17 protein-coding genes are annotated in these 16,542 nt (G+C 71.2%); 8 read left to right on the top strand and 9 right to left on the bottom strand.

Annotated features, from left to right (window positions below; genetic code table 11):
- The first annotated feature begins 138 nt into the window (after positions 1 to 138).
- The gene (locus tag ACZ5CZ_RS12155; RefSeq protein ID WP_450787881.1) at positions 139 to 1,176 is read left to right on the top strand and encodes a rod shape-determining protein; all 1,038 of its coding nucleotides are present in this window, start codon (positions 139 to 141) and stop codon (positions 1,174 to 1,176) included.
- A 163-nt stretch (positions 1,177 to 1,339) separates the two neighbouring features.
- On the opposite strand, the gene ACZ5CZ_RS12150 is transcribed toward ACZ5CZ_RS12155, so the two are convergent.
- Positions 1,340 to 1,918, bottom strand: a complete 579-nt coding sequence (locus ACZ5CZ_RS12150) for a TetR/AcrR family transcriptional regulator (protein ID WP_385844752.1) — start codon at positions 1,916 to 1,918, stop codon at positions 1,340 to 1,342.
- Positions 1,919 to 2,009: 91 nt separating this feature from the next.
- Here ACZ5CZ_RS12150 and ACZ5CZ_RS12145 point away from each other — a divergent pair, with 91 nt between their 5' ends.
- Genes ACZ5CZ_RS12145 through ACZ5CZ_RS12135 form a run of 3 tightly spaced genes read left to right on the top strand, consistent with a single transcriptional unit; the run spans position 2,010 to position 3,628 of the window.
- Positions 2,010 to 2,456, top strand: coding sequence for an anthrone oxygenase family protein (locus tag ACZ5CZ_RS12145; protein WP_385844751.1), 447 nt, complete (start codon positions 2,010 to 2,012; stop codon positions 2,454 to 2,456).
- 27 nt (positions 2,457 to 2,483) lie between these two features.
- Entirely contained in the window at positions 2,484 to 2,966 is a 483-nt protein-coding gene (locus ACZ5CZ_RS12140; protein ID WP_468941871.1) for a DUF4267 domain-containing protein, read from the top strand.
- On the top strand, positions 2,963 to 3,628 hold the full coding sequence (locus tag ACZ5CZ_RS12135) for an ANTAR domain-containing response regulator (RefSeq protein ID WP_385844748.1): 666 nt from the start codon (positions 2,963 to 2,965) through the stop codon (positions 3,626 to 3,628). Before ACZ5CZ_RS12140 ends, ACZ5CZ_RS12135 begins: the two co-directional genes overlap by 4 nt.
- 200 nt (positions 3,629 to 3,828) lie before the next feature.
- Here ACZ5CZ_RS12135 and ACZ5CZ_RS12130 read toward each other — a convergent pair whose 3' ends face one another.
- The 4 genes from ACZ5CZ_RS12130 to ACZ5CZ_RS12115 form a co-directional block, all read right to left on the bottom strand.
- Positions 3,829 to 4,443 carry a hypothetical protein gene (locus tag ACZ5CZ_RS12130; protein ID WP_468941868.1) on the bottom strand — a complete coding sequence of 205 codons (615 nt, stop codon included), beginning with the start codon at positions 4,441 to 4,443 and terminating at the stop codon, positions 3,829 to 3,831.
- Positions 4,436 to 5,209 carry a glycosyltransferase family 2 protein gene (locus ACZ5CZ_RS12125; RefSeq protein ID WP_385844746.1) on the bottom strand — a complete coding sequence of 258 codons (774 nt, stop codon included), beginning with the start codon at positions 5,207 to 5,209 and terminating at the stop codon, positions 4,436 to 4,438. Before ACZ5CZ_RS12125 ends, ACZ5CZ_RS12130 begins: the two co-directional genes overlap by 8 nt.
- A 7-nt stretch (positions 5,210 to 5,216) precedes the next feature.
- The gene (locus ACZ5CZ_RS12120) at positions 5,217 to 7,355 is read right to left on the bottom strand and encodes a trehalose-6-phosphate synthase (protein WP_468941863.1); all 2,139 of its coding nucleotides are present in this window, start codon (positions 7,353 to 7,355) and stop codon (positions 5,217 to 5,219) included.
- 122 nt (positions 7,356 to 7,477) lie between these two features.
- Entirely contained in the window at positions 7,478 to 8,476 is a 999-nt protein-coding gene (locus ACZ5CZ_RS12115) for a carbohydrate kinase family protein (RefSeq protein WP_468941860.1), read from the bottom strand.
- A 112-nt stretch (positions 8,477 to 8,588) separates the two neighbouring features.
- Here ACZ5CZ_RS12115 and ACZ5CZ_RS12110 point away from each other — a divergent pair, with 112 nt between their 5' ends.
- Entirely contained in the window at positions 8,589 to 8,810 is a 222-nt protein-coding gene (locus ACZ5CZ_RS12110; protein WP_468941857.1) for a hypothetical protein, read from the top strand.
- 297 nt (positions 8,811 to 9,107) lie between these two features.
- Here the strand turns inward: ACZ5CZ_RS12110 and ACZ5CZ_RS12105 are convergent, their stop codons facing one another.
- On the bottom strand, positions 9,108 to 10,400 hold the full coding sequence (locus ACZ5CZ_RS12105; RefSeq protein WP_468941854.1) for a TIGR02679 family protein: 1,293 nt from the start codon (positions 10,398 to 10,400) through the stop codon (positions 9,108 to 9,110).
- Between the two features lie 21 nt (positions 10,401 to 10,421).
- On the bottom strand, positions 10,422 to 12,092 hold the full coding sequence (locus ACZ5CZ_RS12100) for an SWIM zinc finger family protein (RefSeq protein WP_468942093.1): 1,671 nt from the start codon (positions 12,090 to 12,092) through the stop codon (positions 10,422 to 10,424).
- A gap of 295 nt (positions 12,093 to 12,387) precedes the next feature.
- On the opposite strand from ACZ5CZ_RS12100, the gene ACZ5CZ_RS12095 reads away from it, so the two are divergent.
- The 3 genes from ACZ5CZ_RS12095 (at position 12,388) to ACZ5CZ_RS12085 (ending at position 15,281) form a co-directional block, all read left to right on the top strand.
- Positions 12,388 to 12,651 (top strand): type II toxin-antitoxin system Phd/YefM family antitoxin, encoded by a 264-nt coding sequence (locus ACZ5CZ_RS12095; RefSeq protein WP_351228691.1) that lies wholly within the window; start codon positions 12,388 to 12,390, stop codon positions 12,649 to 12,651.
- The gene (locus ACZ5CZ_RS12090; protein ID WP_385844740.1) at positions 12,648 to 12,902 is read left to right on the top strand and encodes a Txe/YoeB family addiction module toxin; all 255 of its coding nucleotides are present in this window, start codon (positions 12,648 to 12,650) and stop codon (positions 12,900 to 12,902) included. The genes ACZ5CZ_RS12095 and ACZ5CZ_RS12090 overlap by 4 nt, the downstream gene beginning before the upstream one ends.
- Positions 12,903 to 13,793: 891 nt before the next feature.
- The gene (locus tag ACZ5CZ_RS12085; protein WP_383371641.1) at positions 13,794 to 15,281 is read left to right on the top strand and encodes a hypothetical protein; all 1,488 of its coding nucleotides are present in this window, start codon (positions 13,794 to 13,796) and stop codon (positions 15,279 to 15,281) included.
- Positions 15,282 to 15,408: 127 nt separating this feature from the next.
- On the opposite strand, the gene ACZ5CZ_RS12080 is transcribed toward ACZ5CZ_RS12085, so the two are convergent.
- Together ACZ5CZ_RS12080 and ACZ5CZ_RS12075 are read right to left on the bottom strand one after the other, a co-directional pair.
- Positions 15,409 to 15,936 carry a hypothetical protein gene (locus tag ACZ5CZ_RS12080; protein ID WP_468941849.1) on the bottom strand — a complete coding sequence of 176 codons (528 nt, stop codon included), beginning with the start codon at positions 15,934 to 15,936 and terminating at the stop codon, positions 15,409 to 15,411.
- Positions 15,933 to 16,514 (bottom strand): DUF6349 family protein, encoded by a 582-nt coding sequence (locus tag ACZ5CZ_RS12075; RefSeq protein WP_383371643.1) that lies wholly within the window; start codon positions 16,512 to 16,514, stop codon positions 15,933 to 15,935. Before ACZ5CZ_RS12075 ends, ACZ5CZ_RS12080 begins: the two co-directional genes overlap by 4 nt.
- Between the last annotated feature and the right edge of the window lie 28 nt (positions 16,515 to 16,542).

The following is a 16,542-nucleotide window of genomic DNA, read 5'->3' as shown; positions in this document are numbered from 1 at the left end:
ACCCCCCATTCAGCGGCGCCCCGCCCGGCCCTCTCCAGAAGGCGCCCGGCCCGCGGCGCCACGGAGGATGCAGGAAGAGGAAGCGGCCCGCCGGACCGGACGGGCGCACCCACGCCCGCGCACTCGGGAGGTTTTGCCGTGACCGTCAGTCTGGAGCAGTTGCGCCGCTGCCACTTCGCCGTCGACCTGGGGGCGGCCCGCACCCGGGTGTATGTGAAGGGCGCCGGTCTCGTGGTCGACCAGCCGTCCGTCGCGGCCGTGAACACGAAGACCGGCGCGCTCATCGCGGTGGGCGAGTTCGCGGAGAAGATGACGGGACGGACGCCGAGCTACATCAGGGTGGTCCGGCCGATCTCCGGCGGCACGGTGGTCGACATCGAGATGGCCCAGCGGATGCTGCGGCACCTCCTCGGCGACAAGATGCGCCGCACGCTGCGCCGCAACCTCCGGCTGCGGGCGGCGGCCTGCACCCCGCACGACGCCGATCCGCTGGCCCAGCGCGCGGTGATCGAGACGCTGGTCGGGCTGGGGGCGCGCCGGGTCGAGCTGGTGGACACGCTGATCGCGGCGGCGGTGGGCTGCGGGCTGCCGGTGGAACGCCCCGAGGCCACCATGATCATGGTGTGCGGTGCGGCCGCCACCCAGGTGGCGGTCCTCTCGCTCAGCTCCATCGTCACCGCCGAGCGGATCCCGGTGGGCGGGGACGCGGTGGACCACGCGATCGTGCAGCATCTGCGGCACGAGCACGAGCTGATGCTGCCCAGCCAGTCGGTACGGCCGCTGCAACTGGCCCTGTCCGGCAACGGTCTCACCCCGCACGGCCCGGCCCGCACCGAGATCCACGGCCGCGACGTGGCCACCGGTCTCGCGCGCAGCGTGCAGGTGGACACCGCCGCGGTACGCGACGCGATCCAGACCCCGCTGACCGCCGTGCTGGACGGCATCGGCAAGGTGCTGCGGCACTGCCCGCCCGACCTGGTCGCCGATCTCGCCGACCGCGGGATCACGATGGTCGGCGGTTCGGCGCTGCTGCCCGGCTTCGACCAGATGCTGCGGCAGGCCACCGGTATGCCGGTGCACATCGCCGAGCGGCCCGACATCTGCGCGGCGCAGGGCCTGGGCGCGATGCTGGAGGGCCGGATCGAGCCGCTGGTGCTGAACCCGCTGGCCGCCTGAGCGGTACGGCCGAGAAGGGGTCTTCCCACCCAGCCCCCGGAGGCGTAGATTCCGCATACCCCGCGACGGCGCCCCCCTGGGCGTCGGCCCGCCGATCCCGGGATGGCAGGCCACGCGGGGGCCAACGTATCGCCGAGCCGGCTTTGCGGACGTCCGTGGCCGGTCAGACCTTGGCGAGCCGGTCCACCAGCAGCTCCAGCCTCGGCTCGGCGTCCTCGGGCAGCAGGCGGCCCGCGCGGGTGAGGGTGGCGAGCCCGTGCAGGGACGCCCAGAACACCTCGGTGTACAGCCCCGGGTCGACCCCGTCCCCGGCGACCTCGGCCAGGGTCTCCAGCAGCGCGGCGAAGGCGTCCTTCAGCGGCTCCGGGGTGTCCTCCTGCGCGTACGGCAGGCCGCCGTCGAGCTGGAAGATGGCGTCGTACACCGCGGGGTTGCGCTCGGCGAAGTCGAGGTAGGCGCGGGCCAGGGCGGCGACCCGCTCGCGCGGCCCGGCCACGCCGGCGGTCGCGGCCCGCACCGCCACGGCCAGCTCGGTGGCGCCCTGGAGGGCGACGGCGCCGATGATCTCGCGCTTGCCGCGGAAGTGGCTGTACAGGACCGGCTGGCTGTACTCGATGCGCTCGGCGAGCCGGCGGGTGGTGACCGCGTCCCAGCCCTGCTGCTCGGCGAGTTCGCGGGCCGCCGCCACGATGAGGTGCTCCCGGGCGGCCCGTTCGCGCTCCTTGCGTTCCTTTACCGACATGCCCCGATCCTAGCACTGCTAGACAATCGAGCGGCAGCAGTACTAGCGTTGACTCGACAGCTAGCAACGCTAGTTCATCGGAGGGATCGTCATGCTCGGCACTCTCGAAGTCGTCACCACCGTCCTCGTCGGCCTGATGGTGGGGGTGGAGTTCTCCGTCGCCTTCGTCATGAACCGCATCCTGAACGCGCTGCCCGAGGACAGCGGCCAGCTCGGCCACGCCCACGGCGGCCGCATGCTCGGCACCCTGATGCCGTTCTGGTACATAGGCTCGCTCGTCCTCAGCGCGCTCTGGGCCGTCGCCGGATGGCACCACCACGGCGCCGGACTCGTCGTCACCGCCGCCGCTCTGCTGATCGTCAGCGTGGTGATGTCGGTGCTGCTGCTGGTCCCGATCAACAACCGGAACCGGACCTGGACCCCGGAGACCCGGCCCGCCGACTGGAAACAGCAGCTGGACCGCTGGGAGCGCTACCACTACGTCCGCGTCGCCGTCATCATCGCCGCCTTCACCCTGCTCGTCACCGCCCTCGTCTGACCCAGCCGCCGCCCCGGGAGAAGAGCCATGTCACTGAAGAAGACCAACACCGTCCTGACCGCCGCCTTCATCCTCTTCATCCTCTGGTTCGGGACGGAGTTCATCCTGATCCCCGAGACCCAGGCGCCCGGCTTCGGCCTGCCGAGCTGGCCGTCCGGCGACGGCGGCGGCTTCCTGATCGTCAAGGGAATCCGCGACGTCGTCCTGGCCCTGGTCCTGGCCGTCCTGCTGGTGACGGGCCAGCGCCGGGCACTCGGCTGGGTGCTGACGGTGGAGGCCCTCGCCGCGTACGGCGACATGGCCACCGTGCTGGCCCACCACGGTTCCGTGGCCACCGCGCTCGGAGTCCACGGCCTGACCGCGACCCTGATGGTGGTCAACGGCCTGCTGACCCTGCTCGAGACCCGGCGCGCCGCACAGCACGCCCCCGAGCACGCCGGGTGTAGCCGCCGGTCCCCCGGGCAGGCGAGCGCCGAGGGACTCCGAGCAGCGAGCGAGGCGAGGACATGACCTCAGCGGCACGCGTACCGCACGGTGGACGGCCGGTCCCCCTGACCGTCGACGAGCACACGGAGGGCGACCGGACGGTCCTGACCGTGCGCGGCGAGCTGGTGCACGGCTGCACGGAAGCCCTGGCCACGGCCCTGGCCACGCTGCCCGCCGGCGTCACCCGGGTCGAGGCGGACCTCGCCGGGGTGTCCTTCATGGACACGGCCGGGCTCGCGTTCCTGGACACGCTGAGCGCGTACGGCCGCCGGTACGGCGTCGCGGTGACCGCCACCGGCTGGCGGGGCCAGCCGCACCGCGTCCTGGAACTGGTCAGCGGCGACCCCGCCGGGCCGCTGCACGCCGAGACCCCCGCCCGCCCCGCCTCCGCGGTGGCCCGGGAACGCGACGAGCAACTGGACGTGCTGCGCCTGGAGATCGAACAGCTGCGCCACGCCCTCGACTCCCGCCCGGTGATCGACCAGGCCCGCGGCATCCTGATGGCCGCGCACTCCTGCACCCCGGAGCAGGCCTGGACGATCCTGCGGGAGGCCTCTCAGCGGTCCAACACCAAGCTGCGCCGGGTCGCGGCGGCGGTCACGGCGAGCGCGAGCCCCGACGGCCCGGCCCCGCCCGAACCGCTGCGCACCCAGCTGCGCTCGGCGGCGGCCCGGCTCACCCACTGAACGGTTCAGTACGGCAGGATGCGCCCCGAGGGCGTCCTGCGGTCGATCTCCTGCCCGCGCGGGGCGGCGGGCCGCCGGCTGACACGCACCCGGATCCGACGGTCCATGACGCCCTCCTCCTGCCGTACGGCCCGGCGGGTGGACGCCGGTTAGGGGGTGCGTGCCCAGGACACGGGCCGTTCAAGCATGGACGGGTCAAGTCAGCTCCGGCCGGGACCGTACGGCGCGGCGGCCGGACGGTGACGCCGGATCAGCCCGTCGAAGCCGTCGTACAGGTCGCGGGCCCTGCCGGGCGGCGGCACGAAGGCGGTGACGAACCCGTCGGTGCGCTGGACCGTCACCACCTCGCCGGTACGCGGGTCGGCCTGGTGCCACACCCCGGCGAGGGCCGCACCGGGCACCCAGCCGGGCTCGGTCTCCGGCCCGCCGCGCCGGCCGCGCAGCACCCTGCGCCGGTAGCCCGGGAACAGCAGCCCCGGCAGCGTCACCACGACGAACAGGACGAGCAGCAGGCCGGCGACCGCGTCGGCCGCCCAGCGCAGCAGCGCGAGGAGGAGGGCGTAGCAGAGGGCGGCGACGAAGACCCACAGGCAGGCCGTGACGGCGGCGGGCGGCGCACCGGCCTTGCGCAGCAGGCCGAAGAGCACGACCGAGGCCACCAGCACCAGGACCGTCACACACCCGGCCTCGTCGCCGAACAGCCGCTCGGCGATCCGGCTGCCGCGCCGGTCCGCGCCGACGACGTAACCGTGCTCGTGGAAGCGGACGGCGACCCGGCCGCCCGGCGTGGCGCGCACGCCCGTGATCTCACGCATTCCGGTGCTCCGCATCCGACGCCCAGGCCCGCAGCGCCTCCGCGTGTTCCCGGATCAGGGACATCCGGGCCTCCCATTCCGACCCGCTCCGGTGGTCGGGGTGGGCGGTGATCTGCCCCGCGTGCTTGCGGTAGGTGAGCCCGGTCTCGCCGATGAACCACCCGTCCGCCAGCGCGTCCAGACCGAGCAGCAGACCGGTGTCGCCGGAGGCGGGCAGCGCCATCCAGCCGCCCAGCAGCGCCAGCAGGGAGCGCCGCACGCACAGCGTGGCGGGGTGGACCCGGGGGCGGCGGTGCTCGGCCCAGAAGCCGAAGGCGCTGCCCCGCGGGAGCCGGCCCGGCTCCGGATCGCTCAGCTCGAACGACACGGTGCTGCCGTCCTCGAGGAGATCGACGACCCGGGACGTGGTCCAGCCCACCTCGGGATGCCGCTCCAGCACGGCGAGGTCGCGGGCGAGCGCGCCGGGGGCGAGCCGGTCGTCGGAGTCCAGGGTCTTGACGTAGCGCCCGGTGGAGCGGGCGAACGCCATGGTGCGCGCCACATGGGGACCGCCGGCCCGGGAGGCCGAGATCCGGATCCGGGGATCGTCCGCCGGAAGATGCTCCCGCGCCCGGACGCCGCCGCCGTCCTCCTGCACGCACCACTCCCATGACCAGCTGTCGGGAAGCTCCTGCGCGCGCAGGGACTCGTACGCCTCGGGCAGGAACCCCACGGCGCCGCCGTGCACCGGAGTCACGACCGAGACGATGTTCATGTGGTCTTTCATGGTCAGATCATCGCTGGCGGATCTCCGTGAGGATGGCGCGGGCCCAGTCGGCGGGGGCGGGGTTGTCCAGCCGGGCGGCCAGGCGGGCGGTGTGGCTGCGGCGTTCCGGGCGTGTCATCGTCACCGCGCGGTGCAGGGTGTCGACCAGGTCCTGGGGCGAGGCGGGGTCGGTGAGAAGGGCGGCGTCGCGGAGCTGGTCGGCGACTCCGGCGTGCCGGGACAGCACGAGGACCCCGCTGCGGCCGGTCGCGGCGAGCGCGGTGACGTACTCCTGGGCGGTGAGGTTCATGCCGTCGGCGAAGGAGGTCACCCAGAACACGTCCGCCGCCAGGTACTCCTCGACGATCCGGGCGAACGGCAGGGATCGCGGGATGTAGTCGACCGGCTGCCAGCCGGCGGTCGACCAGCGGGAGTTGAGTGCCGTGACGGCTCTTTCCAGTTCGGTGCGGGTGCCGTCGTAGGCGCGGATGCCGGGCTCCGGCGGAGGGCAGACCAGCCGGAAGCGGAGCCGTCCGCGCAGCGCAGGCTCGCGGTCCAGGAGGGCGGCCAGGGCGCGGATCTTGTGGACGGGTGCCTTCGCGTAGTCGAGGCGCTCGACCGAGAGCACGTTGATGCCGTCGCCGTCCGGGCGGGGTTGGGCGCGGCGCGCGCACCTCTCGACGGCCTGGCGGTCGATGCCCAGGGGGTGCACCCCCGTGCGGGGCGTCCGCGCGGCTCCGGCCAGCAGCCGCCGGAAGTTGCCGGCATGGGCGTCGGTGTGGAATCCGGCCCAGTCGAGCTGGGCGAGGGACGTGCGGAGCTGTTCCCAGGCAGGCAGCGCGCGGAAGGTCTCGGGCGCGGGGAACGGTGTGTGATGGAAGAGGCCGATCCGCAGGTCGGGGCGGCGCGCTCGGAGCAGGCCGGGCACCAGCCAGAGGTTGTAGTCGTGCAGCCAGACCGTCGCCCCGGGAGCGGCGTGGTCGTCGATGTGGTCGGCGAAGGCGGCGTTGACCGCCTCGAAGTCGGCCCACTGGTCCGGGTCGTGGCGGACGAGCCACGGCATGGACATCAGGACGGGCCACAGCGTCTCCTTGCAGGCGCCGTGGAAGTAGCCGCTCCAGGTCTCCCTCGACACGGGCAGCAGGGCGAGCGGCAGCGTCCCGGGCGGTTCGGGAGGGGCGCCGACCGCGACGTCCGGACCGGCGGGTGCGGAGGGCTCCGGGGACGTGACGATGGCGGCCGTCCACAGGGCGTGCCGTGGTCCTTCCGCGCCGGGTCCCAGGGCGGAGGTGAGGGTGGGCAGGATGCCGTTCGGGCTGGCCGGCGGGCGCCAACGCCCGTTGGACCAGTGGAAGGGCGGGCGGTGGTAGCCGACCACCACGGGCGCGGGCCCCGGGATCCAGCCGAGGCGTTCCAGGGCGGAGAGGATCGCCGCCGCGCCCTCGAGCGCGGGGCGGTGCACCCGGTCGCTGACCGGCACGGCGGCGGACAGCGCGGGCTCCGCGTTGCCCATGATCACCCCGTGCGCCCCCAGCGTGAACAAGGAGAGGTCGTTCAGCGTGTCGCCGGCCACGAGCAGGGACGAGGTGGGCCAGCGGAGCATGCGGGCGAGCGCCCGTACCGCCGGCCCCTTGCCCGCCCCTTCGGGCAGGACGTCGAAGTAGCGGTCCGCCGAGTACGTCCAGGTGCACCCCAGTTCCGCCACGGCGGCCCGGAGTTCGGCTGTCAGATGCTCGGGCGGCAGAAAGAACGAGCACCGGCCGTCCTGGACGACGCCCTCCTGGTAGACCAGCGCGGGGAACCGGCGGAGCGCCGCACGCACCAGGTCGGCGCCGGGCCAGCCCTTGCGCAGCCGGTCCTCGAGGTCTTCGAGATGACGCATGCCGGCGGCGTCGGCGACGCTCGCTCCCACGTCGGCGACGATCCAGCGGGGCGTGGGCACCCAGGGGTCGCGTTCCAGGACGGCACGGACCGACGGCACCGAACGGCCGGTGGCGAACACCACGGTGATATCGGGGTGCTGCGCCAGGACGCGGTGCAGTCGCCGGCGGGCGCGGTCGTCCCCGCCCAGCAGCGTGCCGTCGAGGTCGGTGATCAGCACGCGGGGGGCCGGGGGCTCGGCAACGGCCGGCCGGGGGCGTGCGGCGGTGGGTGGCGTGTCGGCCATGGGTGTTCCTCTCCGTACAACAGAAGGGGATCGCCGGCGGGCGGCTCGCAGGGCGGAGCGCAGGACGCCGGGGAACACACCCCTGGTGCCTGGACGTGCCCGAGGTCTGCGCCGCTTCCGGGCTAAGGCGCCGTCAGATGCGGTACGTCGCCCTCGTACGCACGGCCGTCCGCCGCCGGCCCCCGGCCTTCGAGCCATTCGCGCAGCCCGTTCGCGTCGAGCGCGGCGCTGGATCCGGGCGCGGTGACCGAGGCCGTCCCGCAGGCGATGCCCGCGGCCAGGCAGTCGGCGAGCGGGGCGTCGTCCAGCCACCGGTGCAGGAAGCCGGCGTTGAAGCAGTCCCCGGCCCCGGTGGTGTCGACGACGTGCACGTCCGGTGCCCCGCGCGCCACCCGGAGACCTCCGGACGCGGCGACGGCGCCGGCTCCGCCGCGCTTGACGACCACCGTGGGCACCAGGCCGGCCAGCACGTCGAGCGCCTCCCGCACCCCGGCCGCCCCGGTGATCCGCAGCGCCTCCGGCTCGTTGGGCGCGAAGACGTCCACCTTCTCCAGCACCTCGCGTACCGCCGGCATCCCCACGTGCCCGGCGTAGTCCTGACAGTCCATGAAGACCCGGGTGCCATGGCGGGAGGCCGCGTCGAGGGCCGCGCCGACCTCGGGTCCGTACTGGAGGAACGGCAGCACCAGCAGGGCCGGGCGGAAGGTGTCCACCAGCTCGGCCAGTGACCGCCGGGCCACCGGGTCCTCGTAGGCGATCATCGCTCTGTCCTGCGGCTGCGACAGCGCCACGGTCACGTTCCGGACCGGTCCCGCATGGTGCCGGAAGCCGCGCTCGTCGATGCCCTCGGCACGGGCGGCGGCGAGCACCTCCCGGCTGAAGACATCGGTGCCGAAGTCGGCGGCCCACACCACCTCGCGCCCCAGCCGCCGCATGCCCATGGCCGGGGTGAACGCACCACCGGGCACCATGCCCAGTCCGCCGGCCCACACCTCGGAGCCGGAGGCGACCGGCCCGGTCAGTTCCCGGAAGACCAGATCGACGGAGTACGCCCCCACCACCAGGACCGACTCCCCCGCATCCGCGGGCCGACGGTGCGTCAGATCCGGCTCATAGGTCATGACTCGAACCCTGGGCACTTGCAACCAGTAGTAAACTAGTGACTAATAGTGATGACCCGATGGGACCCATCAATGGCTCAAGGTCGACGAGCGAGCAGCCACCGGAGGCCCTATGTCCCCGACCGATCCGGCCTTCCAGGAGCTGCTGGCGGTGGTGCGCAGCACACCCCAGGAGGCGGTCGACCATCTGCTGCGGAGCGACGACCCCCATGTGCGCAAGCTCGCGCGCGCGATCCGGGACGTCCGGCGGGACGCCACGAGCCGGGACACGCCCACGCCGCCGGACGAACCACTTCTCCACATCGACCCGGTGACCCACGACCCGGCCTGGTGACCCCGGCACGTCCGAGGGAGTGAAGGAGGGCCGCCACGCTGGCGTGGCGGCCCTCCTTTGTCACGTGTCCGCAGCTAGAAACGCTTCTGCGTGTCCGGTGCGCGGTGGGGCGGGTGGGACTCGAACCCACGGCCGACGGATTATGAGTCCTTTCATGATCTTCCGATTAGTCCCCCGTATTGCCTCGATCTTCCTGTAGCCGCAGGTCAGAGACGTTTGGCTGCTCTGGCTCTGCCTCGGCCTTCCTGATTCTTCCGGATCCTTCCGTCCCCTGCGTGTCCCCTGGCGCGCCCCCGCTCAGCGGCCGAGGTCGGCCAGCAGGTCGTCGACCACGGTCTCCTCCTCGATACGCACGCCGAGTTCGGTGAGGGCCGCGGGCAGGTCCGGGTCCCACGCGGCAGTGGTCGGCGTGCCGGTCAGGGGCGAAGCCAGTGGGGCGGCGGCGACCGCGTTGCGATACTCGGCGGCCGTGTAACGCCAGGGGTGCCACGGGATGCGGCGCAGCAGGGCTGAGGCGATACGCAGGCCGCCCCAGTCGAAGTCACCGTGGTAGCGCAACGTGCTTCCGTGGGTGCGCAGGTGACGCAGCAGAGTCAGGGCGGCGGCCGAGGGCTGGCCCTGGAGGCAGACCAGCGGCGGGCAGGCGGTGCCCAGGGCGTCGGCCGCGGAGGCCAGGACGGCCGGGTTCTCGCAGACGCGGACGACGGCCGACGCCGTGTGCGGTGGTTGCCGGGTGAGCTGCCGCAGCGTCAGGACCGCCGGTTCGCCCTCGTCCGCCAACCGGTCCAGGGCGGGGGTGCCGCGCAGGCCCAGCGTGAGGACCGTGGAGGAAAGGGCATCCTTGAGGAGCCCGGCCGACGCCCATGCCTCGCGGCGCCACTCGGCTCCACTGCCGGCCGGGAAGCCCGTCAGAACGCGGACGCCCGACAGGACGAGGGTGGCGAGCGGGGTGCCTTCGTCGAGGGCGTGGGCGTCACCGAATGTGGCGCCTGCGAAGACGGGCAGGGACACGGCGGGAACGGCCGGCAGCCCGCGCAGGGCCTGGGCGGTGTCGCCCAGCAGGTTCTTCGCCGCCTGCGGGGTGCGGGCGAGCCGGCGTACGAGGCCGTCCGAGACGATCCTCTCCGCCCAGTCGCCCAGCTGGGGGTGGGTACGGACGAGTTCATCGAGCGGCGTGTACGCCTCCCGCCAGGCGCGCTCCTCCCGCTCGCGCACGTCGGCCAGTCGGGTGACGGGTCCGGTGAGGGCGGTGACGGCGGCACCCAGGCCGTCGGGGCTGACGCCCGAGCGGCGCAGGACGGCGTCCACGGCCTCAAGGCGAACGCTCAGCCCACGTCCTGCGCCGGGGGCGCGGCCCAGCAGCCGTTCGGCGGCGGCTCGCTGCGCGGAGGTGGGGGCGGTCAGCGTGACCGGGCCGGTGAGGCGTTCGCCCCGCGCCATACGGCGGCGTACGCGGTCGATCAGCCAGGCGAGGTCGGGCCCGCCGAGCAGCCGAGTCAGGCGGTCGCGGTCGACGGGTGCGGCGGGCTGCCGCGGGCTGCTCGAGCACCCCCCGGTGTCCTCCTGCTCGTTCGTGCCCCTCTCGCTCATGCCCACCGGGCCCGCCCGCCTTCACAGCCCATGCCGGTCGAGAATGCTCATCAGCTTGCGCCTGCGTTTCAGTTCCGCCCGCAGACCGGCGAGATGTGCGGCGAACGCGTCCTCGGTCCCCAGGGCACGATGGCACTCACGTGCACCCAGCAGCAGCCGTGCCAGGCGCTCGTAGGCGCGGTCCCCGGTCGGCTCCTTCCATCGATCGACCAGCCGCAGGTACACGCCGAGCGCCTCGGCCGGACGTGTCTGGCGCGACAGGTCGGCGAGCTGCTCCCACTGCCGGTCGTCGGCGCGGCCGGGGGCCTCCCGCCAGGCGGCGTCCAGGTCGCCGTCGTCGAGCAACGCGTCGATCAGCACGGGCCCGCCGTACCTTCCGCCGCGCTCACGACGGGCGTCCTCCTCCAGGGTGGCCAGCGCCGCCGCGCGCTCGGCCTCCCAGCACTGCGCTGTCTGAGCGGCAGCCCGCAGCTGCCGGTAGGCGGCCAGAGACCGCTCGACACGGAACCGGTCCCGCCGCACCGCAACCACGTCGTCCGCCCGCCCCGCCTTCGCGTACCGGGCGCACACATGGTCGGCCAGACGACCGTCGATATGTGTCTCGGCGGCGCAGTCCCGCAGCCCCCGCTCCACCCAGGCAAGTGCCTCGTCCGCGCGGCCCGCCGATTCCAGCTCCTCGGCGATGAGCAGATGGGCGGCACCGGACGGGTCGAGGTCCTGCGCGTGCAACGCGACCAGCGCGTCGACATCGCCCTCCGCCTTGACCAGACGCTCCATCAGGTACCGCTCCGCCCAGCCGGACGGCCTGCGCCTGAGTGCCTCGGCCGCCAGCTGCCGCACGCGGGCCAGTCCGCTCGGCCCCAGCACGTCGGCATAGTCGAGCGGATCCAGGGCCGTCATGTCGTTGCTGTCGTCGAGCACCGTGCCGACCAGCCACTCGGCCTGCCGATCCGGATCAGGGCGGGCGACCCCGCAGGCCTCCACATGGGCTTCGACCAACGCGGCGGCGGCCTCCCCGACCACACCGTCGGAGTCGTCGATCTCCCCGTATGCCTCCCCCAGCACCCGGATCGCCTCCTCGGCCAGGCCGACCGCCTGTGCCGCCTGCCCGTCGGCGGTCAAGGCGCGCAGGGCGCCCGCCGCCTCGGCGACTTGCCGCGCATACCCGGAGGCATCCGCGTACTCGATGTACCCGTACCGGGCGAACGGCCGCGGATCGATCAGGGCGATGATCCGATCCCGGACCGTACCGAGGTCGGAACGAGCAGCGGCTGCCCGCAGCTCCAGACGCCGACGCAGTTCCCGGTCCTCGGCGATCCGCTCCCGAACCAGCACCAGGAGTTCCTGGCGTGACAGCGCCGAAAGCCACGCCTCCAAGGCGGAAGACCGCGCCCGTGCCGCGGCCCGCTGATGCGGGATCGTCTTCGCCCGCCGCAGCACGGTCATCCCGACCGCCACACAGTGCTTGCAGAAGTTGCCCTCCTGCCCGTACGGGCAGTCGCACCACCCCGAGATGCCCTCGCCGCCACCGAGAGTGAGCTCCACCGCGTAGACATCCGTACCGTGCACCACGGCGGTGACCGAGCCCTCCCCCACCTCCAGTCCGCTCACCGCGTCCAGATACCCCAGCCCCCGCTCGAAGGACCGAGCCCCGGCCAGCGCCCTCAGATCGTCCTCGTCGAATCCCACCACTTTCCGCGCCACACCGGTATTCAACCGCGGAAGGCGCGGTGCCGACCGAGCTGAACGACGAGTGGGTGGAGGCCCCCGCCACATGGGACTTGACTTCGCCGGCCAACGGCCGCCTCTACCCGATCGGGACAGAAAACGGCGAGACAGGCCGCCCTGCCCACCGAGCCCACTGCATAGCCGCAAACGAGACCACCGAGTGGCTTCGCTACACCACTTCAGCGGACGCGCCGGGATCTGTGGACACGATCAAGACTCGTACTATATCTTGTACAAGTCGAGAAAGGAGGCAGCAAGCATGTCCATCACCGCCAGCGAGGCGCGTCAGAACCTGTTCCCGCTGATCGAGCAGGTCAACGAGGATCACGCTCCGGTTCACATCACTTCCCGCAAGGGGAACGCCGTGCTCATGTCCGAAGAGGACTTCAGCTCCTGGACCGAGACAGTGCACCTCCTGCGCTCCCCCAAGAACGCCCGCCGCCTGCTCGACTCAATCGCCGAGGCAGAGGCCGGCAAGGCCCAGAACCGCGCGCTGATCGACCCCGACGCGGAGCGTGCGTGAAGATCTCGTTCACGTCCCACGCCTGGGAGGACTACACCTACTGGGCCGAGAGTGACCGCAAGATGGTCAAGCGCATCAACAAGCTGATCGACGACACCATGCGCGATCCCTTCAAGGGCATCGGCAAGCCGGAGCCCCTGAAGGGTGACCTGTCGGGCTACTGGTCTCGGAGAATCGACGACACGCACCGACTCGTGTACAAGCCGACCGACGATGAGTTGATCATCGTCCAGGCTCGATACCACTACTGACTCGGTCCGAAGAATCAGCACCGGCCCCAAAACGTGGGGACGCCGCCAACAGAGAGCACCCAACTGCTCGTCCCGTTCGTAGCGGTGGGCCGAGCTGGCAGCGGATTGCGGGCGCTCCAGTGCAAACACGCCGACCGCCGATATGCCCGCCCCGGAACTGCGGCGCCCCGGCGTACGGAAGAGGCAGCCCAGAGCCGAGGCTCGCTCGACGCCTTCCACCCACGGCGCCAATCAGGCGATACGACCGATTCCGGCTATGACTCGCATGTCGCCTGACCGTGTCCCCTGCGCGTCCCCTGGATCTTGGTCTGAGGGAGTGAAGGAGGGCCGCCACGCTGGCGTGGCGGCCCTCCTTTGTCACGTGTCCGCAGCTAGAAACGCTTCTGCGTGTCCGGTGCGCGGTGGGGCGGGTGGGACTCGAACCCACGGCCGACGGATTATGAGTCCTTTTCTGATCTTCCGATCCAGCCCCATTCTTGCCTCGATCTTCCTATAACCGCAGGTCAGACGCACCTCGCCGTTCTGGCTCTGCGCCGGCCTTCCTGATCCTTCCGGGTCCTTCCGTCCACTGCGTGTCCACTGGCGGTCTCCCGAGAGCCTTCCGGGAGGAGGCGCTTGGGGACGTCAGCTGGATCAATGCAGGTTGAGCGTGGGGGAAGACGAGGTCTCGAACTCTCACGCAGCGGAGTGCCTTACAGACGGAAGGGACTCCGCCCCCTTCGCCCGGGGGTGGAGCCATACGGCGTTTCTACTGGTCAGCCGCCTGCGGACAAGAGTACCGAAGTCGGCCCCGAGCAGGGCGAGCATGTCCGCCCGGCTGCGTGCTGACACACTGGTCGAGGGCATCGACGGCCACTTGTGACCCGCCTTGTTTCCTTGTGAACTTGTCGCATGCACCGCTGGAAAGCGTTGAACGATCGACAACTCACGCTCCTCAGGAAACTTGCTGCCGACGAGGATCCCGGCGCTCAGGATCCGGGCATGCGGCGGTCAACCTATGCGCTGCGCGATCGGGGTCTCGTGACGGTGAGCCGCCGGGGTGGCGGCTGGCGGGCGGAAGTTACTGAGGCAGGGCGGTTCTACCTGCAGCACGGTCATCATCCGGAGCATCCGGCACACGGGCGCACGGCTGCTGGTGAGTCGAAGGCACCGGTTACCGTGGCGAAGGGCAGGGTCCGCGGCTCCACGACAACGGCGACAGCTCATGGGAGCAAGCCGGCGACCACCCATAAGAAGCAGCCAACGCCGTACAGCGAAAGGCCCATCCCCGTCGCACGCCGCGCAAAAGCGACCAAGCTCGTGGAACGATTGGTCGCCGAGCGCCATGTGGTCATATCAGAGCCTGACGAGGATGAGATCACCGAGTGGCGACGTGTCATCGACTTCGCCAAGCGGCACAAACTCGCGCCGGCGGGCAAGCGCATCGAGAAGCAGCGACTGTGGAACGCGGGCCGTGATCTGCAAATCTCGTTGGTAGACGGCCCACATGCCAACTCTGGGCGGAGGTCCCCAGAGGAGAACCCGCGGGTTTCAGTCCCCGGGCAGTTGCGCTCGCCGCACCGCGTCGTGGCGGCCTTGCGAGACAGCGAGCGCCGGCTTCTTATGCCGCCCTCTCTGCGTCGCCGTGCTTTGCTGCTGTTGCAAGGGCTCGCAGCAGAGGCGGAACGCCGGGGATACAACGTACGCGAGCAGCGGGTCCCTGAGCGTGACCACCGTTCAGCGCACTATTACAACGGCCGGTACTTCCCCGCGAGTTGTCGGGAAGGGGTGCTGGAGATCGTTATCGACGGCTTCACCAGCTGCGTCACTATCAAGCAGGAGTTTCCCCAGTCTGCCGATCCAGACCGCTCTCAGCAGCTCGCTCTGGACATCGGGTACAGCCGGTCCAAGAGGCAGCACCACTGGGGCGACCGCAAGCGGTCGAAACTCGAGGACGTCCTCGGGATCGTGCTCCGGGAACTGGAGACTCGCGCGGTCGAGGAGCAGCAGAGGAAGCTGGATGAGGAACGCGCGAAGGAAGAGCGCCGCATCAGCTGGGAAGCGGCCATGGCTACCGCCAAAGAGAAGGCTGCTCAGGCTCGCTTCGCAACGATTCTCCGTGAGCAGGCAAGGCAGTGGCAGGATGCGGATGCGCTCCGACAGTACTGCGACGCTCTGGAGCGCAGGATCAATGTAGCGGTGGACGAGGACGTCGACGTCGAATCGGCTCGTGTCTGGTTGCGGTGGGCGCGCGACTACGCAGAGACCCTCGACCCGCTGACACAACTACCGACCATGCCGTCCGGGCTGACGTTCGAGCCGGAAGATCTCAAGCCGCACCTCAACGGGTGGAGTCCCTACGGTCCGGAGGCGCACGCATCGGCTTGGAGCACTTTCTGAGGGGAGGCGTGCCTCGCCTTCGTGTAGTGCGAGCATCGCTAGCCGCACTCCTGACCGATGCGACAGGGCCGCACCATCTGCACCCAAGAGCGCGGCCCTGTCTGCGGTGAGCAGCCTCGTTGCGAGGTCACTCCGGGATGCTTCCTCCTCCTGGTGTTGCGGAGTCCACGCCTGATGCGCCTTCCGTTTGTTCGAGGTGGTGCACTGCGGCGATCTCTGCGGCGAGCGCCTGCCGAGCCTGCCTGAGGCGTTCGCGGTGCTTCCTCAGTGCCTGTTGGGTGCGCGCGAGGGCCCTTGCTTGACGTGCCTCCAGCTCAGTGAGCCTGGCTATCTGCCGTTCGGAGTGAGCAATCTCGTCTGATCGCAGAAGGGTCGTGGGCCGGCGGGCGGCCGGTTTACGGGCTGGCGTGCGTTCCTTGTTCATCTGTGCGTGGGCGAAGGACAGGAACTCGTCGCGGGGGATGTACTTCACGCGCCTGTCGCCGATACCCGTCAGCAAAACGATCTTCGGGAAGGTTGCGTGGCGCTTGGCCCAGTCGCTGACGGTGGAGCGAGTGACGCCGACGAGGGCTGCTCCGGCGGCGAGGTTGATCAGTTCGTCTTCGCGTCCCTTGTACTCGGGTCGGAGCCACGTGACGGACTTGGGGTCGCTCACGCCGCCTCGCTCTCGTGGTACTCCGGGAGCAGCGTTTCGATGATCGCTGTCCGATGCTCCGTCCTTGGCGGTTGTACGGCGAGGTCGTAGCCGCCTCCGGGCGCTTTGCCGGGCAGGTGCCGTTTCTCGATTCCTGTGCGGATGGTGCGCACGGGCCCGCCTGTGTCGAACCAACCCTTCGGGTACAGGTGCGTGGCGTGGGTGGTCCAGTGCCGGCCTCGGCGTTCGGGGAGTGGCGGGAGGTCGCGCCATCCCTCGTGGGTGTGGTCGTGGGCGTCTTCGACGGCTTGGTCAGTTCGTCGGCGGTCGGGGCCTTCCCAGGTGCAGCCGAGGCATGCACCTCGGTGGAGGTAGGTCCAGAGGTCGCCGGATCCGTCCGGGGCGAGGCGGCCCCAGTTGCGGACGAGGACGGTGGGCTGGTGATCGGCGGTGGGTTCGGGCGGTGTGTGATGGGTGAAGCCGGGGTGTCCCCAGGCGATGCGCCAGCGGTCGCGGCTGTTGCTGTTCTTGTCGCGGTAGTGGGGCAGGTAGTCGGTGTGGCGTGTGACGGCGCCACAGCGTTCGTCAGGCGTGGTCATGAGGTGCGTCTCCAGGGGCCCCGGCGGT

The organism is Streptomyces sp. NPDC031418 (assembly GCF_055581605.1).
The sequence above is the reverse complement of the archived record's forward strand: the minus strand, read 5'-3'. Positions and strand labels throughout refer to the sequence as shown.